Source organism: Streptomyces zingiberis (assembly GCF_012034935.1).
GTDB classification, from domain to species: domain Bacteria; phylum Actinomycetota; class Actinomycetes; order Streptomycetales; family Streptomycetaceae; genus Streptomyces; species Streptomyces zingiberis.
The window spans coordinates 36765-58561 of sequence record NZ_JAATEN010000025.1 but is presented as its reverse complement, the minus strand read 5'-3'; the positions used below and the strand labels follow the sequence as shown (position 1 = coordinate 58561).

Below are 21797 nucleotides of genomic sequence, written 5' to 3'. Positions count from 1 at the left end.
ACGGCGGGACGGGACCGCTGCCCGGCACCGGGCCGGGACCTCGCCGGACTCGCGCCCTCCCCGCGACCCCCTGTGCCACGGGCCCGTGGCCCTGAACCGCCCCACCCCACTCCGTCGAGCGGATACCCGCGCCCGGAAACCGGACGCGTTCGAGAGGCTTTCCGAGCGAGCCCGGAACCGGTTCCGTCCGTGGTGGCGGACATGGCGCCGCGCCGGTTGATCGCCCGGGGAACTCGTGCCAAGGTCCGTGTCGAGCGGGGGTGTCCGGTACAGAGAGGGGATGCGGTGACCGCGTCGATGCGGAAACTCCTCTGCGGGGCGGAAACGTTCGCGGCCGAGCTGCCCTCCTTCGGTCCGGTGGGCCGGCCGCCCGCCTGGCACCCATCACCGGCGCGGCCGGAGCGCGCCCCGGTACCGACGGCCCCGGGGCGGGCGCCGGCGTGTCCGGCGCCGCGGGCGGTCGGCGCGGGCCGCCGCCGGCGAGGGGACGACCGGGCCCGGCCCTGCCCCCGCGCCGTGCACCGCCGCCGGACCGGCGGCAGCGGGAAGGAGTTGCCGTGGCCCTGACCGACCCGCCCTCCGACGGCAGCCCCCGTTGGCCGTCCGCCGTCCCACGGGGTCTGCCCGCCCGCCCGGGTGGCGCGTACGACGGGCCGGCCCCGCCGGGCACGCTCAACCTGTGGCGGCGCGACCTGGGTTCCGTCCCCGCCGGGGTGTGGGACCGCACGGATCTTCGGGCGCTGATCCTCGCCGAGAACGGGCTGACGTCGCTCTCCCCGCGCGTCGGCCGGCTGCGGCGGCTGCACACGCTGGACCTCGGCCACAACGCCCTCACCGCGCTGCCCGAGGAACTGGGGGAGCTGACGGGCCTGACCCGCTGCCTCTACCTCCACGCCAACCGGCTGACGGCGCTGCCGCGCTCCCTGACCCGGCTGGCCGCGCTCCGTTATCTCAACGTGGGCGAGAATCCGCTCGTCGCGCTCCCGGGGGATCTGGGCGCGATGCGGGGCCTGGTGGAGCTGCGGGTGCGGGACTGCCGGCTCACGGCCCTGCCCGCCTCGACCGGGTCCCTGCGGGACCTGCGCGAGCTGTGGCTCGGCGGCAACCGCCTGACCGCCCTGCCCTCCTCCCTCGGCGCGCTCACCGAACTGCGCCATCTGGAGCTGCGGGAGAACCAGGTGGCGGCCCTGCCGGACGCGATGGCCGCGCTGCCGCTCCTGCGCCATCTCGATCTGCGCGCCAACCCGGTACGCGTCCTGCCGGACTGGCTCGGCCGGATGCCGTCCCTGGAGAAGCTGGACCTGCGCTGGACCGGGGTGGCCGTGGGCGATCCCGTGGTGGCGGTGCTGGAGCGGCGGGGGTGCGTGGTGCTGGTGTGAGCGGCGCGCTCGCACGCCGAGCGGGGGCGGGCCGGACGGGCGGCGGACCGTCCCTCCACGCGCCGGCCGGCGACGGCGGAAGCCGAGTGACGGATGTTCGCCGGTGGTGATGTCACGGGGAGAACGGATCCGCCGGCCCGGCCGGCGGGAATCACGCAGCCGGAAGCACCGGGTCTCCGGGCCCTCAGCCCAGGTCGAACTCGCCGTCCCGGGCGCCGAGGACGAAAGCCCGCCACTCCCCCGGGGTGAAGACGAGCGCGGGCCCGTCGGTGTCACGGCGGTCGCGCATGGCGACGAAGCCCTCGACGAAGGCGATCTGGACATCGCCCCTGCCCTCACTGCTGGACTCCCAGGTGGCATCCGTGAGATCGGGCCGCGGCTTCGGCCGGCCGGACCCCGCCCGGGGTGTGGGGGTGTCGGCCATGCCCTTGCTCCTCCCGGTCCACGTCACCCGGTCAGCCTAGCCGCGCCATACGCGGCCGGACAGGGCTCGAACAGTGCGAGGACCGGACGGAGACCGGGCCCGCCCCACGGGAACACGTGCCCGGTCGGGCGGCGCGGGCCTCCCGGGCACGACGGCGCCGGGTCACCTCGGTGGTGGTGACCCGGCGCGCGATCCACGGCGGTACCGGCGGGGAGGGGCACCCGGGCTCGCCGGGAGAGGATGCCGTGCCCGTCAGCCGGCCGCCTTGCGGAACTCGTCGACGAACCCCTGGTTGAACGCCTTGAGGTCGTCCGGCTTACGGCTGGTGATCAGCGTGTTGGGGCCCTCGGTGCAGATCTGGAGCTGCTCGTCGACCCAGGTGCCGCCCGCGTTGCGGATGTCGGTCTCCAGGCTGGGCCAGGAGGTGAGCTTCCGGCCCCGGAGCACGTCGGCCTCGACCAGGGTCCACGGCGCGTGGCAGATCGCGGCCACCGGCTTGCCCGCGTCGAAGAAGCTCTTGGTGAACGCCACGGCGTCCGGCTTCATGCGCAGGAAGTCGGGGTTGGCGACGCCGCCCGGCAGGACCAGTCCGATGTAGTCACCGGCGGAGGCGTCCGCGAGCGTCTTGTCCACCGGGAAGGTGTCGGCCTTGTCCAGGTGGTTGAACCCCTGGATCTCGCCGGGGTCGGTGGAGACCAGCTCCGGGGTCCAGCCGGCGTCCTTCACCGCCTGCCAGGGCTCCGTCAGCTCGACCTGCTCGACTCCTTCCGGGGCCACGAGGAAAGCGACCTTCACGTTTCTCCACGTCCTCTCACGTCACATGTTCGCGGTGCGTCCACCGCGTACCCGGGCGTTCCCGGGCGAAACGAGCGGACCCGCGGAGCGCGGGCGAACAGCGGGGCCGTGGGGCAGCGCGGGCGGACACGCGGGGCCGTGGGGCCTCCGCTTCCCCACGGCCGCGCGGGACGAGCCCGCCGGCCACAGGGGCGGACCGGGAGACGATCACCGGCACGCCCCCGCTCCCCCGGGCCGGATCACCGCCGTCGCCCGGGCGCACCGGCTCATGCCGGCTGGATCGCGCCCGGCAGCTCACGGACGGCCTTGACGAGGGGGGCGAGCGCGGGATCCCCGGCGGCCTCGTCCAGGGCTTCGCTCAGAGCGGTGTTGTGGGTGGGGCGTGCCTCGTCCAGCAGGCGCAGGCCGGCCTCCGTCACATCGGTGTAGATACCCCGGCGGTCGGTGGGACACAGATAGCGCGAGAGCAGCCCGCGCTCTTCCAGCCGGGTCACCAGCCGTGTGGTGGCGCTCTGGCTGAGCACGACGGAGTCGGCGACCTGACGCATCTGAAGGTGGCCGCCCTCGCCGTCGTGCTGCCGGCTGAGCACGTCCAGCAGCGAGTACTCGCGCGCGCTCAGCTTGTGCCCCGCCTGGAGTACGCGTCCGACGCGGCTCTCGATGCGGCCGTGCAGCAGCGAGAGGGCCGACCAGCGGTGCGCCAGTGCGGTCATCGCCGGGTCGGTGGCGGTCATGATCAGCTCCCTCGGTCGGGTCGTGCGAACGGTGGCGCCGCGCCCGCAGGGGGCTGCCGGGCATATCACGTGGCTCACTGTATCCGCGCTTGCAATTATCCCGCGTATGCAATTATTGTTGCCGCTGGTTAAGCGCGGACGCACCTTCATGCCCCGGACTCACCGCCCGCGCCGGGCAAGCCCCCGCAGCTCATCGCAGGCGGGGTCCCCGTCCACCGCGACGGTCAGCCCATCGGTGCCGCCGGGCTCGGTGGCGGCGCCCCCGAGCAGGACCACGACTTCGCCCGGACCGCGCTCCACACCCTCTGAACGGCCCACTCCCAGCTACCGCTTCCCGGCCCAACCCGCCCCTCGAACACCCCGTGCGCCCGTCCCGTCCCTCGCATCACAGGGACGGGCGCACGCGGACGGCGAACCGCCGTACGGCGACACACCCGCAACAGGAGGAATCCCTCGTGCAGATCGATCTTTCCGGCCGCACCGCCCTGGTCACCGGCTCCACCCAGGGCATCGGATACGCCATCGCCGTCGGCCTCGCCCGCGCAGGGGCCCGCGTGGCCGTCAACGGCCGGAGCGCGGAGCGCGTCACGGAAGCGGTGGACCGGGTACGCGCCGACTCCGGCAGCGACGACGTCCTCGCGGCCGTGGGCGATCTGGCGACCGAGGAGGGCGCCGCAGCCGTGGTGGAGGCCGTCCCCACCCCCGACATCCTGGTCAACAACCTCGGCATCTTCGGCTCCGCCGCCCCGCTGGAGATCGATGACGCCGAGTGGCGCCGCTACTTCGAGGTGAACGTCCTCTCCGCCGTCCGGCTCATCCGCGCCTATCTGCCCGGCATGACGGAACGGGGCTGGGGCCGCGTCCTCAACCTGGCCAGCGACTCGGCCGTGGTCATCCCCGCCGAGATGATCCACTACGGCATGACCAAGACCTCGCTGCTCGCCGTCAGCCGCGGCTTCGCCAAAGAGGCCGCCGGTACGGGGGTGACCGTCAACTCCGTCATCGCCGGCCCGACCCACACCGGCGGCGTCGAGGACTTCATTCGCGAGCTGGTCGGCGACGCGTCGACCTGGGACGAGGCGCAGCGTGAGTTCATGATCAAGCACCGCCCGCAGTCCTTGATCCAGCGCCTCATCGAACCCGAGGAGATCGCCCACATGGTCGTCTACCTCGCCTCGCCCTACGCGTCCGCGACCACCGGCGGCGCCCTGCGCGTCGACGGCGGCCACGTCGACGCGATCCTGCCCTGAACGGCCCGGCAGCCGCCCGATTCCCGGGCCCCCGGCCCCAGCGGGGCACCGCCTCATCAGCGGCTGCGACGCACCTTTGCATGCGGCGGCGCGTGCAACTACCGTCGTCTGCAAGTAAAAGGCTGCACGGGGTCCCCCGAAGAAGGGCCGGGCAGCTCCGCGCCACGCATCACGCGCCATCTACCACGCACCCAAGGGAGTTCTCTTGATGAGCCTCACTCACCTGCTGCCCGGGCCGCTGGGCTTCGGCACCGCCCCCATGGGCAACATGTTCCGCGCCATCCCCGAGGACGAGGCGCAGGCGACCCTCCGGGCCGCCTGGGACCAGGGCATCCGCTACTACGACACCGCACCCTTCTACGGCGCGGGCCTGGCCGAGATCCGGCTCGGCGAACTGCTGGCCCAGCGGCCCCGGGACTCCTACCTCCTCTCGACGAAGGTCGGCCGCGTCGTCCTCGACGAGGAGGAGGACCCGGCGGCCCGCGAACTCGGCGAGAAGGGCGGCTTGTTCGCACACGGCCACCCCAACAAGGTGGTCGACGACTACAGCGCCGACGCGACCAAACGCTCCATCGAGGACAGCCTGGAGCGGCTGCGCACCGACCGGCTGGACATCGTCTGGGTGCACGACATCGCCCAGGACTTCCACGGCGACCGCTGGCTCGCCCAGTTCGAGACCGCCCGCACCGGTGCCTTCCGGGTCCTGGACGATCTGCGCGACCAGGGCGTGATCAAGGCCTGGGGTCTGGGCGTCAACCGGGTGGAGCCCGTCGAGCTCACCCTCGCCCTGGACGAACCGCGACCCGACGGGTTCCTGCTGGCCGGCCGTTACACCCTGCTGGACCACCGCCAGGCGCTTCAGCGGCTGCTGCCCGCGGCGCAGGACCAGGGTGTCGACATGGTCGTCGGCGGCCCCTACAACTCCGGCGTCCTGGCCGGGGGCGCCCACTTCGAGTACCAGGAGGCCCCGGCGCACATCCTGGAGACCGTCCGGCGCATCCGCGAACTGACCGGGCGGCACGGCGTATCCGTCAAGGCCGCCGCACTCCAGTTCGCGCTCGCCCACCCGGCCACCGCCGCCGCGATCCCCGGCGCCACCCGCCCTTCCCGTATCGCCGAGGACCTCGGCGCCCTGCGCGAGGAGATCCCCGCCGCCTTCTGGCACGACCTCCGCGCCGCCGACCTGCTCGACCCGGCAGCCCCGCTGCCGGACGGCGCGTGACCCGCGGCCCCCTTTTCCGATGACAGCCAGACGGCCGGCGGTCCGGACCCGGCGGCGGGCCGGGTGGCCGGGGTGGCCGTCCCGGCGCGCCCCGCGTCGGTCTGTTGCGGAGCGGCGCCGTGGGGATCCGGTTCCGGTGTGAACGGAGCGACCTCCCGCAGGGTCCGGACAACGCCCCGGCACCCCGGCACTTCGACGGGCTCACCTGTGTGCCCTCAGCGCCTCCGCCGACGTCACCGCCTGGCGGCGCACGTGACCAGGCGCTCGAGGAGGCTCAGTTCTGGAACCGGCGCACCGTCTCCGGGTGGATGACCACCCGGACCCAGTCCTCGGCCGGCATCCCGGAGAGTTCCTCCGCGCGGGCCGGATCGCCGAGATCCCAGTAGCGCGCGAAAAGGCGGGCGCACAGCTCCTGCCCTCCCTCGGGTTCCACCGTGGTGCGGCCGGCGACGGACAGCCAGCGCTCACGTTCGCCCACGGGGGAGGCGACGACGATCGAGGCGCGGGGGTCGCGGCGCAGGCGCCGCACCTTGAGCGTGTCCGGGCCGGTGAACAGCTGGATGGTGCCCTCGGCGGTCGCCTCGAACCACACCGGCCGGGGCTGTGGCGGGACCGGGCCCGCGGCCACCGTCAGGAATCCGTACAGCGGGCGCCGGAGGAACTCCAGGTCGTCGGGGGTCAGTACGGCGGTTTCGGGGTCCGTGCGGGTGCCGGTGCCGGGACGGGTGCTCATCGTGTCCTCCGGTATCGGTGAGGGGGAGAATCGGATGTCGTCGGACGCCCTGGGACGCCCTGGGATTCCGTGGCTCCCGTGGGATTCCGTGGGCTCCCGTCGGAGGGAACCCCGCGGGTCGGGAAGGAACGTTCGCCGGTGGTGAGCCGGGGCGGCCCGCGCCGGGGTGGTCTCTCCGCCCCGGCTCCCTCCGCCCGGTGGTCCTCCTACAGGAGCCGGAGCTTCGGCCGGCCCGTTCCCCGCTGGCCGGAACGGGCCGGGGCAGGCCGGTGGTCACCGCTCCCAGGCCCCCGCCGCCGCGGCGCGGACGACGTAGTCCTCGAAGGTCCTGGGTTCGCGTCCCAGCACGGTGGCGAGGTCGCCGGTGGCCCCGGCGAGCAGGCCGCTCGCCATCAGCACGAACATCTCGGCGACATGTTCGGCGTCTTCCTCGCCCAGACCCTGTTCGACCAGGTTCGCGGCGTACTCGGCGGGCGGGATCCGCCGGTAGGCGAGCGGGCGCCCGGACGCCCGGGAGATCAGTTCGACGGCCTCGGGGAAGGTGATCGACCGCGGGCCGGTCAGCTCGTAGATCCGGCCGGCGTGCCCGCTCCCGGTCAGCACCGCGGCCGCGGCGTCGGCGACATCCTCGATGTCGATGAACGGTTCGGGCACCTCACCGGCGGGGAGAGCCAGTTCCCCGGCGAGCAGCGGGGCGTGGAAGACGTCCTCGTCGAAGTTCTGGGCGAAGTTCGAGGACCGCAGGACGGTCCACTCCAGTGACGAACCGCGGACGGCGTCCTCGGCCGAGCGCATGTCCAGCCCGAACCGGGAGTCGCCCCAGGAGTCGGCGCCGTGCCCGGAGAGCAGGACCAGCCGCCGCACCCCGGCGGCCGCGGCCCGCGCCACGAACTCGTGCACCGGGCCAGGCACCGTGGGGGGTACCACGTACACGGCGGCCACGCCCCGCAGCACCGCGTCCCAGCCGCCGGGGTCGGACCAGTCGAAGCGCGCCGGGCTCGACCGGGAGGCGGTCCGCACCGGGGTGCCGCGCAGCCGCAGCCGGGCGGCGACCCGCCGGCCGGTCTTGCCGGTCGCGCCGAGGACGAGAGTGGTGTCGTGGGCCATGGGACCGATTCAACCGGGCCGGTTCGGACGATCCCATAGGTGATACACCGGATCGCCTGTCCGTTCGTCCGCCGGGTGCGGTATTCGCCGTATCCTCTGCGGGGTGGACGTCTTCAGTGACCTGATCCGTGGCGTGCGGGCGCACGGCTCGCTGTTCGGCAGCTCGGTGCTGTCCCCGCCGTGGGCCCTGCACTTCGTGGACGGCGCGCCGCTGACCCTGTGCACGGTCCTCACCGGGGCCGGCTGGATCGTTCCCGAGGGCCACCCGCCGGAGCCGCTGCGGGCCCGCGAGACGGTCGTCGTGCGCGGCCCGGGGACGTTCACCTTCGTCGACGAGGTGGGCACCCGCGCCGAGCCGGTCGTGTGCGGCGAGGGCTGCGCGACGCCCGAGCAGGGCGGGACCCGCCACCGGCTCGGCTGGCACGACGAGGGCGGCCCCGGCGGGGACGGAGCCGGGCCGCCCGGCGCGACGACCCTGATCGTCGGCGCGTACCCCGTGCGCGGTGAGATCAGCCGGCGGCTGCTGGACGCGCTCCCCGTCGTCCTGCGCGCGGACGACGGGGGCACGGGCGACGCCGTGCTGGACCACCTCGCGGCCGAGGTCGGCGTCGACGCGCCGGGACAGCAGGCCGTGCTCGACCGGCTGCTGGACTGGATGCTGGTCTGCACCCTGCGCGAATGGTTCGACCGGCCGGGTGGCGAGCCCCCCGCCTGGTGGGCCGCCCAGCGGGACCCGGTGGTCGGCGACGCGCTGCGCCTGCTGCACGCCGATCCGGCGGCTCCGTGGACCGTCGCCGCGCTGGCCGGGCGTACCGGGGTGTCGCGTTCGACGCTGGCGAAGCGGTTCACCGAGCTGGTCGGTGAACCCCCGCTGGCCTATCTGACCCGGTGGCGCATGACGCTGGCGGCGGACCGGCTGCTCGAGCGGGAGGACGCGACGGTCGCGGAGGTCGCCCGCGCGGTGGGGTACTCCGACCCGTTCGGTTTCAGCGCGGCGTTCAAACGGGTCCGGGGCGTCAGCCCGAGCGTGTTCCGGAGCGCCGCGCCCGCCGCGCCGGTGCCGGGGCGGCCGGCGGCGTCCCGGGGCGGCCGGGTGGGCTCGAACGCCTGAACCGCTGGGGCGGGTTGCCGCTTCCGCGAGGTGGCCCGTGAGGTGGCCCGTCATCGGGCGCGCCCCGCGGCGGTGCGGGGCGGTGCGGCCGGGGCCTGACGTCCCGGCGGGGCCGGAAGGCCTGAACGGGCCCGGCGCCCGTGCCCCTGGGGGACGCGGGCGCCGGTGACCCGTACGGGTGGCGGGCCGGGTCAGCCGGCGCCGGGGCCCGTGAGCGGATTGCCGTCGAACACGCCGAGGCGTTCGCGGTAGAGCTCGACGGGCACCCCGTTGGGATCCCGGAAGTACAGGCTCTCCTCGACGCCGCGGTCGGGGCCGAGGTACTCCACGCCCTCCCGGTCGAGGGCCTCGCGGGCGGCGGTGAACTGCTCGTCTCCGACGGAGAGGGCCAGGTGCTGCACACCGCCGAGGGTCTCGGCGGCGGGCGGGTGGTCGTGGCCGGGGAAGTCGAAGAAGCCCAGCAGATTTCCGTTGCCGATGTCGAAGAAGAAGTGGGTGGACCCGCGGTAGTCGCGGTTCTCCACGATCTCGACCAGCGGGAAGCCCAGCAGTTCCTGGTGGAAACGGATGGTCTCCTCGACGTCGCGGCAGATGAAGGCCACGTGGTGGACGCCCCGGACGGTGGTCGCCGGGCGCTCCCCCACCGGGCGCAGCCAGCGCTTCCGCAGCTCCTCGCGGCGTGCCCGGATCGCTTCGAGTTCCGCGCCCTCGGGTTGCGGCATGCCGTGCCCCCTCTTTCCGGTGTCGGTGACGGCGGCGCCCCGGTTCCGGCGGCACCGTACCGCCAGTATGCGGGTGAGGGGGCGCACACGCGCAGGGCGCCCCGCGCCGTCGCACGCCGCTGCCGGGAACGCGGCCGCCGGGAACGCGGCCGCCGCGCGCCACGAGGCTTGACAGTGCCAGGATGACGGGAAGAAAGTTTCAGCTGTCGAGCGCACGTCCGGACCTTTCCTTCAGGAGGCGGCGGCATGACGGACGGGGGAGAGATGACGGACGGTGAGGGGCGCGCTCACCCCTCCCCGGGCCCCGGGGATCCCCGGGCGACGCAGGTCTCCCGGCGCGGGTTCGCGGGCGGCGCGCTGGCGCTCGGCGGGGCCCTCGTCCTCGCCTCGGCGCCGGCCGGGGCGGCCGCGCGGGAGCCGGACGGGGCAGGGGCCGGGCGGACGACGGTGCTGCGCCGGGGCCCGGCGCGCCGCGCGGGGCTCCTGCCGCCGCATCTGGACCGGCTGATGGAGGACGCCCGCTCGTTCCTGGGCCCCTCCCCCGAACACCCCTGGTACGCGGGTGCCGTGGTGCTGGCGGGGCGCGGCGGGACGGTCGCGCTGCACGAGCCCATCGGGTACGCGCTGCGCTATGCGGCCTACGACGAGGAGACGGACACCGGGATCGAACTCCCGCCCGAGGAACGGATCCCGATGACCGCCGGGACCGTCTTCGACCTGGCGTCCGTCTCCAAGCTGTTCACCTCCATCCTGGCGGTGCGGCAGATGGAGCTCGGCGCGCTGGAGCTGGAGGCCCCCGTCGCCTCCTATCTGCCGCGGTTCGCGGGCGGCGGCAAGGGCGCGGTGACGATACGCCAGCTCCTCACGCACACCTCCGGTTTCCGTCCGTGGATCCCCCTCTACGAGGAGCCCACCCGGGAGGGCAAACTGCGGCGGCTGTGGGAGGAGGAGCTGGTCACGCCCGCGGGCACCGCGTACGCCTACTCCGACCTCAATCTGATCTCCCTCCAGCTCGTCCTGGAGGAGGTCACCGGCCGGCCGCTGGACGCCCTGCTCCGCCGGGACGTCACCGGCCCGCTGGGGCTGCGCCGCACCCGCTACAACCCGCCGCGCTCCTGGCTCCCCCGGATCGCCGCCACGGAGGACGCCCGGCCGCCGTGGAGCGGCCTGGACCGGGGCCTGGTGCGGGGCGAGGTGCACGACGAGAACGCCTGGTCGCTCGGTGGCGTGGCCGGGCACGCGGGCGTGTTCTCCTGCGCCTGGGACCTGGCGGTGCTGGGCCGCACCCTGCTGAACGGGGGCGCGTACGGCGCGGCCCGCATCCTCTCCCCCGCGTCGGTCGACCTGATGTTCACCGACTACACCACGGACTTCCCCGGTGACGCGCACGGCCTGGGCTTCGAGCTCTACCAGCACTGGTACATGGGGGCGATGGCCACGCCGCGCAGCGCGGGGCACACCGGTTTCACCGGCACCTCCCTGGTGCTCGACCCCGTCTCCGACTCCTTCCTGGTCCTGCTCTCCAACTCCGTCCACCCGGTGCGGACCTGGCGGTCCGGGAGCGCGCCCCGGGTCGCGGCGGCCACCCGGCTCGCGCGGGCCGTGCCGGTGCGCCCGCCCGGTGGCCGTACCGCCTGGTTCACCGGCATGGAGAACGCCGCGACGACCACCCTGGCGCTCCCCGGGGTGACGCTCACCGGCTCCGCGCCGCTGCTGTCGTTCTCCCTGTGGTGGGACACCGAGCCCGGCTTCGACCAGCTCACCGTTGAGGCGTCCACGGACGGCGGCGCGAGCTGGCGGCCGGTGCCGTTCACCACCGAGGGCCCCGGGGACGACGGGCCCCGGGACCATCCGGAGGGCACGGTGGGCGGCTGGTCGGGGCGGGTCTGGCACGTGGCGCGGGCCACCCTGCCGCACGGGCACGGCACCCCGGTGCGGCTGCGCTGGCGGTGCGTGACGGACGAACGGTACGTCGGCCGTGGGGTGTACGTCGGCCGCATCCGGGTCACGGACGGACCGCGCACCGTCTTCGACGACTCCCGGCGCGCGGACGCCGCCCGGGTCGAGGCGGAGGGCTGGGTCCGGTCGGTGGACTGATCTCCGCGGCGGGCGGGGGCCCGCGGCGGCGCGTCACCACGCGCGTGGCCGCCGCGGCGGCCGGGACCGTGCGGGACCCGGCGCGCCCTCGCCGGCGGGCGGGCGGCGGTCGTTCACGCCGCCGCCCGGGCCAGGTCGAAGCGGCAGAACACGCTCTTGCCGCCCTCGGCCCGCCGGGCCCACCACGTCGCATCGGCGAGACAGGTGACGATGAACAGGCCGCGCCCGCGGTCGGCCAGCGGGGAGTCCGGCAGTTCGGCGGAGAGGTCATGGGCGAGGGCCACGCCGGTGGCGGGCGAGGGCGGCCGGGGGTCCTCGTCGGAGACCTCCAGGAACAGCCACGTGGGCCAGGCGCGCAGCGCGACCGCGACCGCCCCCCGGCCGGTCCGGCCGCGCGGGGCCGTGTGCTCGACGGCGTTGCTGACCAGTTCCGACACGCAGAGCGTCACATCCTCGGCGAGGGGCGACAGGCCCCACTCCCGCAGGGCGTCCGCGACCGCCCGGCGGGCCGTGCCGACCGAGGACGGGGCCCCCGCGTCGAGCGTGATCCGGCGGCATCTCTCGGCCGCGCGGCCTTCGTCCCCCGGGGAGCCCCCGGGCTCCGGGAGAGAGGGGTGCGCCGGCATCCGCGTCGGCGTGCCCCGTAACTTGCGCGAGTTCATCGCCCTGCCCTTCGGTCACCGGCGGAGCGGGACCCCGCCGTCGTGGTGTGACTATCAGTGAAGAGGCGTGACATCGCGGGCGGCAGTGCCCATAGGGGGTTCACGCACACAGAGGGGTGCACGGACGGCCCCGCCCCCTTCAACCGTGTACCCCCCGCGCGCCCGTGCGGAGGTGGCGCGCGGGACGGGGCGCGCTTTCCGGCGGGACGATCCCGGACGGGTGGGGAGCGGCGCGGCGGTCCACCGGTGCCGCGGCCGGGCCGGGAGCGCCGGAAGGGGCGGGCGACGTGCGACGTGCCGTTCCCGGGCGGATCCGGCACATCCCGGTCCCGGCCGCCACGGGGCGTCGACGGCGCACGGGAGCACGGCTGCCGCCCGGTCGGCTGTGCCGTGCTCCCCGGTCGCCCGGCGTGCCTCGGGACGCGTACGGACACCCGTGACCCGGCCAACCCGGCGGGGCCGCACGCCGTCCGCCCCACCTCCGAACGGAGGGACGGCGGACGGACCGGAGAGGCGGCGCCACGGACGGAGGGCGGGCGCGCGACGGGCGGAAGCAGGCTCGGCGGGCGGGGCCGGTTCGGCGGGTCAGCGGCCGAGGACCGCCATCGCCGCGTTGTGGCCCGGGATACCGCTCACCCCGCCGCCGCGGACGGCGCCCGCGCCGCACAGCAGCACGTTGGCGTGGCGCGTCTCCACGCCCCAGCGGCCGGTGGTCTCCGTCGCGTACGGGAACGCCAGGTCGCGGTGGAAGATGTGGCCCCGGGGCAGGCCGAGTTCGCGGTCGAGGTCGAGCGGGGACTTCGCCTCCAGGCACGGCCGGCCCTCCGCGTCCGTCGCCAGGCAGTCCGCGAGGGGCTCGGCCAGATGGGCGTCAAGCTGCTCCAGGGTCGCGCGCAGCAGCCGGTCCCGGACGGCGCCGGGGCCGGACGGACCGGACGGGGACGGGGCCCCGCCCTCGGGGGCTCGTTCGAAGAGGCGGGCCGGGGTGTGCAGCCCGAAGAGGGTGAGGGTGTGGTGGCCGCTCTCCGCGAGCTCCGGTCCGAGGATCGAGGGGTCGGTGAGGGTGTGGCAGTAGATCTCGCTGGGCGGCGCGTCGGGGAGCCGGCCCGCCGCGGCCTGCCGGTAGGCGTCGGCGAGCTGCCCGTAGCCCTCGGCGATGTGGAAGGTGCCGGCGAACGCCTCGCGCGGGTCGGCCTCCGGATCCCGCAGCCGGGGCAGCCGCCGCAGCAGCATGTTGACCTTGAGCTGGGACCCTTCGGCGCGCTCCGGCGGGGGTGGTTCCTCCCCGAGCAGCCCGGCGAGCACCTCGGGCGCCGCCCCGACGAGGACGTGCCGGGCCTCGGCCGTGCCCGTCCCGCCCGCGTGGTGGTAGGTGACCGCGGCGTGGGTGCCGTCCGTCTCCAGCCCGGTCACGGTGTGGCCGGTGCGGATCTCGGCTCCGGCGGCGCGGGCCGCGTCCGCGAGCGCCGAGGTGAGGGCGCCCATGCCGCCGACGGGGACGTTCCAGTCGCCGGTGCCGCCCCCGACCACGTGGTAGAGGAAGCAGCGGTTCTGGAGCAGGCCGGAGTCGTGGGCGTCGGCGAAGGTGCCGATGAGACCGTCGGTGAGGACCACCCCGCGCACCAGGTCGTCGTGGAAGGTCTCCTCGATGGTGACGCCCAGCGGTTCCTCGAAGACGGCCCGCCAGGCGGTGGCGTCGTCCACGCGGGCCCGCAGTTCGCCACGGGTGGGCAGCGGTTCGGTGAGGGTGGGGAAGACCCGCTCGGCCAGGCGTCCCGTCATCTCCTGGAACCGTCCCCAGGCCTCGAACTCGCGGTCGGAGCCGGTGAGCCGGGCGAAGGATTCCCGGGTGCGGGCCTCCCCGCCGCCGACGAGCAGCCCGGTGGGCCGGCCGCCCCGCACGGCGGGCGTGTACGAGGAGACCGAACGGCGGCGGACCGTGAAGCGCAGCCCCAGATCCCGGACGATCTTCCGCGGCAGCAGACTGACGAGATAGGAGTAGCGCGACAGCCGGGCGTCGGCGCCGGTGAAGGGCCGGGTGGAGACGGCCGCGCCGCCGACCGTCCCCAGCCGTTCCAGCAGCAGGACGCGGCGGCCGGCCCGCGCCAGGTAGGCGGCGGCGACCAGCCCGTTGTGACCGCCGCCGACCACCACGACGTCATGCCTGTCGTGCCTGTCATGCCTGTCGTGCCTGTCGTGCCTGTCGTGCCTGTCGTGAGTGCCGCCGGAACCGGCGGTGCCCTCCTGGGCGCCCGGCCGCTCACCGGCCCCCTCGCCGGCCCGGGAGGCGCGGGAGGAGGGGGGCGCGGAGGCGGCCGTCCCCCGGACGCCGCCGGAGTCATCGGAGAGGGTGCGCATGGAGATCTTGCTATCACGTCCACCGGGCGCCCGGTAGCGGCCGTTCCGCACCGGCCGGGGCCCGGATTCCGGCTCCCCGGCGGGGTGGCGGACCGTCGCGTTGCGCCGGGCTCACCCCTGCCGTCAGCCCTTACTTCCCGCCCCACGGCGCCGGGTCCTCCGTTCCGGAGCGAGTGCCACCCGAGGCCGGGCCGGAACGGCGCCTGTCCGGCCGGCCCCGCCGCGAGGGGCCGTGCCGGCCGGAGGCGGGCGTTCCCCGCTCCCCCGTCCGGAACGGCCGGGAGGTGGCGCCGGGACGGCGGACCGTGGCTGTCCAAGGCGGGGCCCTCCGGGGCGGGGCGGTTCCGTGGGGCCGGCCGCGCGGAACCACCGCGCCCGGGGGCGGTCCGCCGTACCGGGGTCCCGTCAGTCCCCGGGGCCGGCGCGGTACCCGGCCAGCCGGCGGTGGATCTCCGCGGCTTCCGCGGGGCGGCCGAGCCGTTCCAGGCAGTGCGCCTCGTCCGCCCGGCTGGCCAGGGTGAGCGGATGGGCGGGCCCGAGCGTCCGCTCCCGGTCCAGGGTGACCTCGCGGTGCGCGTCCCGGGCCTCCTCCCAGCGGCCGAGCGCGCCGAGGCAGACGGCGACCTCCCGGCGGGCGGCCAGGGTCTCGGCGTGGCCGGGGCCCAGGGCGCGCTCCCGCAGGTCGCGGATCTCCTCCGCCTCCGCCAGCGCCTCCTCCCAGCGGTCCAGCCGTCCCAGGGCGGTGACGGCGCCCTGCCGGGCGCGCAGGGTGCCCGGGTCGTCGGCGCCGCGGGCGCGGACGCGGTCCGACACCAGGGAGCGGAAGTGCGCCAGCGCCTCGGCGCCGCGCCCCAGCCGCAGCAGGCCGGCGCCCGTCTCGTGGCGGGCGGCGAGGGTGTCGGCGTGCAGCGGGCCGAGGACCCGGGCGCGGGCGTCGGCGATCTCCCGGTAGGCGCGCAACGCGTCGGCCCAGCGGCCGAGTTGCCCGAGGGCGTGGGCGGCCTCACAGCGGGTGGCGAGGGTGTCCGGGTGCTCGGGGCCCAGGGTGCGGGCGCGGGTGTGGGCCGTCTCGGACGCGACGCGGAAGGCGTCGGCGGCGCGCCCCAGGCGCCCGAGGGTGACGGCGAGCTGGTGACGGCAGCGCAGGGTGTCCGCGTGCCCGGGACCGTCGGCGCGCTCGCGGATGACGAGGAGACCGGCGTAGAGCTGGTGGGCCTCGGCGTGACGGCCGAGGCGGGTCAGGGCGTGGGCCTGCTCCTGGCGGGCGAGGAGGGTCGCCGGGTGGTCGGGGCCGAGGGCCCGCTGCCGGACGTCGGCGACCTGGCGGAACTCCTCCAGGGCCGCGGCGGCGAGACCGGCGCGGAGGAGCGCGGTGGCGGCCTCGTAGCGGCTGGCGAGGGTCTCGGGGTGGCCGGGGCCGAGGGCCCGCTCACGCTCGGCGGCGGCGGTCCGGTGCTCGGCGGCGGCCTCCGCCCAGCGGCCCAGCCGGGCGAGGTGGAGACCGGCCGCGTGGCGCCGGGCCGACGCGGCGAGGGCCCGGGGCCGCGGCCGGGCGGAGGGTGACAGGTCTCCGGAGGTGCCGGTGCCGCCGGCCCAGGGGCGGGTGAGCCCGGCGGAGGCGTCGTAGGGCGCGGGGCGGGTGAGGGCGCCCGCGGACCAGCCGGCCGTCATGGAGCGGGTCCAGGGCGGCAGCCGCGGCTCGTGCTTCCCGGTCCGCGGGGCGGACACCGCGGACGGGTGGGAGCGGTGGACGGCGGCGAGCCGGTCGCCCAGGTCGGCGGCGTCCCGCGGGCGGTCCCCCGGGTCCTTGGCCAGCAGGTGGAGCACCAGCTGCTCGAACGGCCCGGACAGCGCGGGGCGGTGGTCGCGCAGCGGCCGGGGCGGCGTCTCCCGGTGGCCGGCGAGGACGGCCCACGGGTCGTCCCGGTCGAACGGCGGCCTGCCGGTGGCGAGTTCGTAGATCACGCAGCCCAGGGAGTAGAGGTCGCCGCGGTGGTCCACGGGGCCGCCGGTGATCTGTTCCGGCGGCATGTAGTGCGGGGTGCCCATGGCGACGCCCGCGCCGGTGAGCCGGGTGCCCTGGTCCAGTCCGTGGGTGAGGCGGGCGATGCCGAAGTCGCAGATCTTCACGGTGCCGTCGGCGAGCCGCACGAGATTGGCGGGTTTGAGGTCGCGGTGGACCACGCCCTGCCGGTGGGTGTAGGCGAGGGCCGCCGCGATCTGCCCGGTGATGTCCACCAGGTCGGGCAGGGGCAGCGGTTCGCCGTGATCGTGGAGGATCTGCCCGAGGTGACGGCCGTCCAGCAGTTCCATGACGATGTGGAGCGTGCCGCGGTCCTCACCGAAGTCGTGGACGACGGTGATGCCGCGGTGCTGGAGGGAGGCGGCGACCCGGGCCTCCCGCCGGAAGCGCTCGCGCAGCACGCGGGCGGCCTTCTCGTCGGGCCCCGGGGAGGGCGGCCGGAGGCACTTGACGGCGACCTGGCGGCCGAGCGCCTCGTCCAGGGCGCGCCACACCTCGCCCATGCCGCCGCGCCCGATCCGGTCGAGCAGCCGGTACCGGCCGCCGACCAGGGTGTGGACCCCGGGTTCCGCGGGCTCCTGAGCTGTCTCCGGTTCCTCCACGCGTTCGCCGCCCCCGTCGATGCCTGCGCTCCGCCTCCGAGCGCAGTCCAGTATGCCGATCGGCGGGTGAACTGTGCACGGCACCGGACGGGTTCGGGACACGGGCACGAGGGCCACGGCCGGCCCGCGCGGAGCGGACGGGCTACCGCGGTCCCGCGCCGTCCCCGTACGGGCGCGCGTGCGAGGGGCGGGAGGACTCCCCGGGCGGCCCGGTGGGGTGCCCGGCCCCCGGTGACGTCGGGACGGGGCCGGGCTTGTCGGGGACGGGCGCCGGGCCGCCGTGTCCCACCACGCCCGCGGTCCGTGCGAGCCGTCGCGCCACCAGGCCCGCCGCGGCCGCGGCGCCCAGCACCGCGCCCGGCTGTGCGGTGGCGGGGCGCCGCGCTCCCCGGGCCGCCTCGGCGAGTCCGGCGGCGAGCCCCGCGGCGGAACCGGCCGCGAACCCGGCCGAGGCCGCCGCTCCCGCCAGCAGTCCGGGCCGCCGCTGGGCGGCGGTACGGAGTTCGCCGGTGGCCGGGGCGTCACCGGGCCCGGCTCCGCCGGTGCCCCCGCGGCCGTCGCCGGTGGCGATCCGCCGTCCGAGAGACGTTGCGGCGCGGTGACCAGCCCCGGCCGCCCTCCCCACCAGTCCGCCGATCCCGTCACGGAGGGCGGCCGGCCCGCGGCGGAGCAGGTCACGGGCCTCGCTCCGGGGGTGGGCGCGCAGAGTACCGGCGGCGTCGCGGGCCCGTTCCCAGGCGGCGGCACCGGCGGGCCGGGCCTTCCCCGGGGCTCCCGGGGAGGTGGGGGTGGTGGCCCGGTCGTCCGCCGTCCGCCCGGCCTCCCCGGCGGCCGCACGCCTGGCCTTCTCCCCGCTGCCGCGGCCGGGCCCGGCCGCGGCGTGACTGGCCCGTGACGCGTCACTCATGGTGTCTCCCGTCGCCTGCTCCCGGCCCCGCCCGTCCGCACGTGCCCCCGTCCGGCCGACGGGTAACCGGCCCGGCGGCGGCGAAACCGGCCCTGCCGGGGCGCCGGTGGAGCCGGACCCCGAGGGGGCGGGTGCGCGGGGTGGTGAGCCGGAGCGGACCCCGGCCGCGTGGGCGCCCGGTGGGCGACGGGCCGCGGGGCGCCGGCCGGAGGTGGGACGTCTCGGGAGCCTGCCGGGCCGCAAGGGCGGCAGGGGCTGCCCGGGGGGAGCGCCCGCGGCGCACCCGGCCCCGGTCCCGGCCCCTCCCCCGGGCCGGTCGCGGCCGGCCGTGACCGCGCGCCGCGGCCGGCTCGTGCGGCTCCCGGAACCCCGCGGGGCCGGGCCCCCGGCCGGGCGGCGGTATCCACCGGCCCGGGTGACGGCTCCGGGCGGAGGGCCCGTCCGGGGGCGAGGGCTCGGCCCCGCCGCACAGGGTCGGCCCCCGGGTGTTCCCCCGGGGGCGTGCGGCCCGCCCGCTCAGTCCGTGGCGCGCGGGATCAGCCGGGCGCGGACCGGGGACCCGATCTGGAGCGTGACCCCCACGCCCAGCGTGATGCCGGCGGCCGGGGACTCGATCGTGAACGCCCGCAGGAAGGCGGCGAGCGCCAGCACGGACTCCAGCATGGAGAAGTGCTGCCCGATGCAGGCGCGGGGCCCGCCGCCGAACGGCAGCCACGCGTAGCGGGGACGGTCCCGCTCCCGCTCCGGGAGGAAGCGGTCCGGGTCGAAACGCTCGGGGTCCTCCCAGTGGTCCGGATGGCGGTGGATCGCCCAGGGGACCACGAGGGCCTCGCCCCCGGCGGGGATGGTGACACCGTCGATCACCGTCTCCCGCACCGCGTTGCGGCCGAAGACGGGGGCCGCCGGGTAGAGCCGCATCGACTCCTTGAGCACCTGGGTGAGGTACGGCAGGGCGTCGAGGTCGGCGGCGGTGGGCGGGCGGTCCCCGAGGACCCGCTCGACCTCCTCACGGGCCCGTTCCTGCACCTCGGGGTGGTGTCCGAGCAGATGGAGGGCGAAGGTGAGGGACGTGGCCGTGGTCTCGTGGCCGGCGATCAGGAAGACGAGCACCTGGTCACGGATCTCGGCCGGGGTGAGGGTGCCGTCGTCGTCGTTCCCGGCCCGGGTCAGCAGGCTCAGCAGATCGGTCCCGGGGGCCGGGTCACCGGGGCCGCGCCGGGCGTCCTCCGCCCGGCGTTCGGCGACGATCCGGTCGCAGAGGGCGTGGAGCGCCGCCCGGGCGCGGCCGGCCGAGCGGTTGGCAGGCGTGGGCCAGGTGCGCGGCGGCCGCACGGGGGTGAAGCTGCGGCGGACGATGTGGCCGCCGAGGACGGGGAAGTTCCGGCGGACCACGTCCACCGCCGACTCGATGTCGGCGCCGAAGAGGATGCGGGTGACGGCGCGCAGCGTGAAGCGGGACATCTCCTCCGCGAGGTCCACGGCGCCGTCCGGGGTGTCGCGCCAGCGCCGGACCACCGCCCCGGCCTCCTCGTTGAGGCCGTCCGCGTAGCCGTCCACCCGCCGCCGCGTGAACAGCGGCTGCACCAGGCGCCGCTGACGGAGGTACTGCTCGTCCTGGCTCGTCAGCAGCCCGTCGCCGAGGACCGCGGCGATCTCGTGGTAGGCGGCGGTGTCCTTGCGGAAGTCGGCGGAGCGCGAGGCCAGTACCTGCTGCGCCCCGGAGGGGGAGAACACGCAGTGGCGCTCGGCCCGGAGGCCGGGCGGGCCGGCGGTGAGCCGCACGATGTCCCCGTACTCCTCCCTGACGCGCACGAAGGTGCCCAGCGGGTCCCGCCGTATCTCCGGCAGCGAACCGAGCAGCCAGTGCCCCGCAGGGCCCGGTGCGCGGGTCGCGGCGTCCGTGTCGGCGGTCGTGGTTCCGGTCATCATGCCCCCAGCGGCCGTCCCAGGTGCCGTGCGGTTCCCCGGTGTCCGGCCGCCGGCCGGGGGCGCACCTCGATCGCTCCCACGGTCCCACGGGTGCCGCCGTTCCCGGAGCCGGATGCGGCGGAACGTCCCGGGTCGTGACCGTTCTCCGGCCGGCGAGGGTACGCAGGTCTTCCCTTCCGGCCCGTCCGGCGGATCCGCCACGCCGGCCCGGAGGAGCGGGCGGGAGACCGGCCGGCGGCACCGCGGACGGCCGGGACCCGCCGCGGATCGCCGGTCCGTGCGGGGGTGCCGGCCACCGCTCAGGCGGGCAGCGTCAGCGGGGGGTACGCCCCGTGGAGGAAGTGGTCGCCCATAGCCTGAAGACGGGGTCCGGCCGGCTGGTGGAGCGTGTGGGCGCGGAGGTCGCGCCAGAAGCGGTCGAGGCCGTGGCGGGCGGCGGCGGAGCCCGCCCCGGCGACGTCCAGCGCCCGGGCGGTGATCTCCTGGGCGGCCCGGACGGCGGCCGACTCGGCCGCCGCGGCCACCACGGTGACCTCGGCGCACTCGTCGTCGGTGAGGTCCTCCGGACGGTCCGCGGCCCCGGTCAATCCGGCCACGGCCTCGGCGGCCAGGGCGGAGGCGGCCCGCAGGGACACGGAGAGCTCCCCGTAGGCGGCGAGGGTGTGCGGGTCGGCGGGCGCTCCGCCCGGCCAGGCCGCCGCGGTGGAGCGGGCGTGGTCCCGGGCCTCGGCCAGCATTCCCTGGGCCAGGCCGAGGCAGGTCTGCGCGGAGACCAGGTGCCCGGTGGCAGCGGTCAGCCCGGCGCAGGGCGGGAGGGCTCCCCCGTCCGCCGACAGCGAGCCCAGGACGGCGTCCCCGGCGAGGGGGACGGCGGCGAACTCCACGCTGCCGGCGGCGGCCTGCCGCAGGCCGAAGGTCTCCTCCCCCGGGCCTGCCACCACGCCCGGACCGGCCGGGTCCACCAGGACGAACAGGGGTTCGCCGGTGTCGTGGCGGACGGCGGCGACGGCCAGCCGGTCCGCGACCCGGGCACCGGCGACCCGGTCCTGACGCCCCTCCAGCAGCCAGCCGTGGCCGTCCGCGTCCGGGGCCAGCACGGGCGGCGTCTCGCGGAGACCGAGCCCACCGCCCCAGAACCACTGGCCGGCGGCGGAGCGCCGTTCGATCCGCGCGGCGGGGCCGGGACCGGTGAGACTCCGCGGGCTCCAGGAGAGCACGTAGTGCCGGCCGAGGAGCAGGCCGAGCGTCCCGTCGGCGGCGGCGATCTCCCGGACGACGGCGCAGGCGGTGGGCCAGCCGGCGCCTCCTCCGCCGTGGCCGGAGGGGATCAGCAGGGTCAGCAGGCCGGCTTCCCGGAACCGGGCCACCTCGTCGGAGGGGTCGTGGCCGGCCCGCTCGCGGGACGCCGCGTCGGTGGCGAGGTCGTCCGCCACCTCACGGGCGACCTGGAGCCAGTGGTCGTGGCCGGCCGGTTCCCCCGCGGCGGGCTCGATGACCGTCAGGCGCGCTCTCCCCGGCCCGCCCCCGGCCCCCGCGCCGTACGGCGGTACGAGCGTGGCGGGGCGGAGCGAGGGAGTGGGTGCCGTCGTCAAGGGATCCTCCTCACCCCGGTCCGCGCACGGGCGCACCGGGAGCCGGTCGGTCCGGAAGCGGCCGGGAACGCCCCGCCGCGGCGGTCGCGCGCGGCCGCGCCGGCGTCGGCGGAACGACGTCGCGCCGAACGGGTGTTCGCGCGGGACCGG

At 76.4% G+C, this 21797-nt stretch carries 17 protein-coding genes and 1 pseudogene; 6 read left to right on the top strand and 12 right to left on the bottom strand.

Features of this window, described 5'->3' with window-relative positions; genetic code table 11:
• The first annotated feature begins 620 nt into the window (after positions 1-620).
• A complete protein-coding gene (locus tag HCK00_RS23965) occupies positions 621-1379 on the top strand; it encodes a leucine-rich repeat domain-containing protein (protein ID WP_168104148.1) in 759 nt (252 codons plus the stop codon).
• 184 nt (positions 1380-1563) lie between these two features.
• Here HCK00_RS23965 and HCK00_RS23960 read toward each other — a convergent pair whose 3' ends face one another.
• From HCK00_RS23960 to HCK00_RS23950, 3 genes are all read right to left on the bottom strand, one after another.
• Positions 1564-1803 carry a DUF397 domain-containing protein gene (locus HCK00_RS23960; RefSeq protein WP_168104119.1) on the bottom strand — a complete coding sequence of 80 codons (240 nt, stop codon included), beginning with the start codon at positions 1801-1803 and terminating at the stop codon, positions 1564-1566.
• Between the two features lie 252 nt (positions 1804-2055).
• Positions 2056-2598 (bottom strand): type 1 glutamine amidotransferase domain-containing protein, encoded by a 543-nt coding sequence (locus HCK00_RS23955; protein WP_168104118.1) that lies wholly within the window; start codon positions 2596-2598, stop codon positions 2056-2058.
• Between the two features lie 266 nt (positions 2599-2864).
• A complete protein-coding gene (locus HCK00_RS23950) occupies positions 2865-3332 on the bottom strand; it encodes a MarR family winged helix-turn-helix transcriptional regulator (RefSeq protein ID WP_168104117.1) in 468 nt (155 codons plus the stop codon).
• Between the two features lie 186 nt (positions 3333-3518).
• On the opposite strand from HCK00_RS23950, the pseudogene HCK00_RS23945 reads away from it, so the two are divergent.
• The 3 genes and pseudogenes from HCK00_RS23945 to HCK00_RS23935 all read left to right on the top strand — a co-directional run.
• Positions 3519-3641 (top strand): annotated as a pseudogene (locus tag HCK00_RS23945) (heme-binding protein); the annotation flags it as partial.
• A 146-nt stretch (positions 3642-3787) separates the two neighbouring features.
• Positions 3788-4582, top strand: coding sequence for an SDR family NAD(P)-dependent oxidoreductase (locus HCK00_RS23940; RefSeq protein WP_168104116.1), 795 nt, complete (start codon positions 3788-3790; stop codon positions 4580-4582).
• Positions 4583-4790: 208 nt separating this feature from the next.
• Entirely contained in the window at positions 4791-5804 is a 1014-nt protein-coding gene (locus HCK00_RS23935) for an aldo/keto reductase (RefSeq protein WP_168104115.1), read from the top strand.
• 274 nt (positions 5805-6078) lie between these two features.
• Here the strand turns inward: HCK00_RS23935 and HCK00_RS23930 are convergent, their stop codons facing one another.
• On the bottom strand, positions 6079-6537 hold the full coding sequence (locus tag HCK00_RS23930; protein ID WP_168104114.1) for a pyridoxamine 5'-phosphate oxidase family protein: 459 nt from the start codon (positions 6535-6537) through the stop codon (positions 6079-6081).
• A gap of 273 nt (positions 6538-6810) precedes the next feature.
• A complete protein-coding gene (locus HCK00_RS23925; protein WP_168104113.1) occupies positions 6811-7644 on the bottom strand; it encodes an NmrA family NAD(P)-binding protein in 834 nt (277 codons plus the stop codon).
• A 103-nt stretch (positions 7645-7747) separates the two neighbouring features.
• Here HCK00_RS23925 and HCK00_RS23920 point away from each other — a divergent pair, with 103 nt between their 5' ends.
• Positions 7748-8755: an AraC family transcriptional regulator gene (locus HCK00_RS23920; protein WP_168104112.1), complete on the top strand. Its 1008-nt coding sequence runs from the start codon at positions 7748-7750 to the stop codon at positions 8753-8755.
• A 191-nt stretch (positions 8756-8946) separates the two neighbouring features.
• Here HCK00_RS23920 and HCK00_RS23915 read toward each other — a convergent pair whose 3' ends face one another.
• Positions 8947-9477, bottom strand: a complete 531-nt coding sequence (locus HCK00_RS23915; RefSeq protein ID WP_168104111.1) for a VOC family protein — start codon at positions 9475-9477, stop codon at positions 8947-8949.
• A gap of 264 nt (positions 9478-9741) precedes the next feature.
• Here HCK00_RS23915 and HCK00_RS23910 point away from each other — a divergent pair, with 264 nt between their 5' ends.
• The gene (locus HCK00_RS23910) at positions 9742-11574 is read left to right on the top strand and encodes a serine hydrolase domain-containing protein (RefSeq protein ID WP_168104147.1); all 1833 of its coding nucleotides are present in this window, start codon (positions 9742-9744) and stop codon (positions 11572-11574) included.
• A gap of 113 nt (positions 11575-11687) precedes the next feature.
• On the opposite strand, the gene HCK00_RS23905 is transcribed toward HCK00_RS23910, so the two are convergent.
• From HCK00_RS23905 to HCK00_RS23880, 6 genes are all read right to left on the bottom strand, one after another.
• Positions 11688-12236, bottom strand: coding sequence for an ATP-binding protein (locus tag HCK00_RS23905; RefSeq protein ID WP_168104110.1), 549 nt, complete (start codon positions 12234-12236; stop codon positions 11688-11690).
• 585 nt (positions 12237-12821) lie between these two features.
• Entirely contained in the window at positions 12822-14594 is a 1773-nt protein-coding gene (locus HCK00_RS23900) for a phytoene desaturase family protein (protein ID WP_168104109.1), read from the bottom strand.
• 405 nt (positions 14595-14999) lie between these two features.
• A complete protein-coding gene (locus HCK00_RS23895; protein WP_311765457.1) occupies positions 15000-17219 on the bottom strand; it encodes a serine/threonine-protein kinase in 2220 nt (739 codons plus the stop codon).
• Between the two features lie 142 nt (positions 17220-17361).
• Positions 17362-18126, bottom strand: a complete 765-nt coding sequence (locus HCK00_RS23890) for a hypothetical protein (protein ID WP_168104108.1) — start codon at positions 18124-18126, stop codon at positions 17362-17364.
• Between the two features lie 516 nt (positions 18127-18642).
• Entirely contained in the window at positions 18643-20052 is a 1410-nt protein-coding gene (locus HCK00_RS23885) for a cytochrome P450 (RefSeq protein ID WP_168104145.1), read from the bottom strand.
• Between the two features lie 302 nt (positions 20053-20354).
• Positions 20355-21557 (bottom strand): acyl-CoA dehydrogenase family protein, encoded by a 1203-nt coding sequence (locus HCK00_RS23880; RefSeq protein WP_206320839.1) that lies wholly within the window; start codon positions 21555-21557, stop codon positions 20355-20357.
• Positions 21558-21797 lie beyond the last annotated feature (240 nt).

What these genes read in the sequence shown, in the direction of transcription:
- HCK00_RS23900 (WP_168104109.1), bottom strand. Translation starts at nt 14,594, where the DNA reads ATGCGCACCCTCTCCGATGACTCCGGCGGCGTCCGGGGGACGGCCGCC.
- HCK00_RS23930 (WP_168104114.1), bottom strand. Translation starts at nt 6,537, where the DNA reads ATGAGCACCCGTCCCGGCACCGGCACCCGCACGGACCCCGAAACCGCC.
- HCK00_RS23915 (WP_168104111.1), bottom strand. Translation starts at nt 9,477, where the DNA reads ATGCCGCAACCCGAGGGCGCGGAACTCGAAGCGATCCGGGCACGCCGC.
- HCK00_RS23890 (WP_168104108.1), bottom strand. Translation starts at nt 18,126, where the DNA reads ATGAGTGACGCGTCACGGGCCAGTCACGCCGCGGCCGGGCCCGGCCGC.
- HCK00_RS23935 (WP_168104115.1), top strand. Translation starts at nt 4,791, where the DNA reads ATGAGCCTCACTCACCTGCTGCCCGGGCCGCTGGGCTTCGGCACCGCC.
- HCK00_RS23905 (WP_168104110.1), bottom strand. Translation starts at nt 12,236, where the DNA reads ATGAACTCGCGCAAGTTACGGGGCACGCCGACGCGGATGCCGGCGCAC.
- HCK00_RS23885 (WP_168104145.1), bottom strand. Translation starts at nt 20,052, where the DNA reads ATGACCGGAACCACGACCGCCGACACGGACGCCGCGACCCGCGCACCG.
- HCK00_RS23925 (WP_168104113.1), bottom strand. Translation starts at nt 7,644, where the DNA reads ATGGCCCACGACACCACTCTCGTCCTCGGCGCGACCGGCAAGACCGGC.
- HCK00_RS23950 (WP_168104117.1), bottom strand. Translation starts at nt 3,332, where the DNA reads ATGACCGCCACCGACCCGGCGATGACCGCACTGGCGCACCGCTGGTCG.
- HCK00_RS23960 (WP_168104119.1), bottom strand. Translation starts at nt 1,803, where the DNA reads ATGGCCGACACCCCCACACCCCGGGCGGGGTCCGGCCGGCCGAAGCCG.
- HCK00_RS23910 (WP_168104147.1), top strand. Translation starts at nt 9,742, where the DNA reads ATGACGGACGGTGAGGGGCGCGCTCACCCCTCCCCGGGCCCCGGGGAT.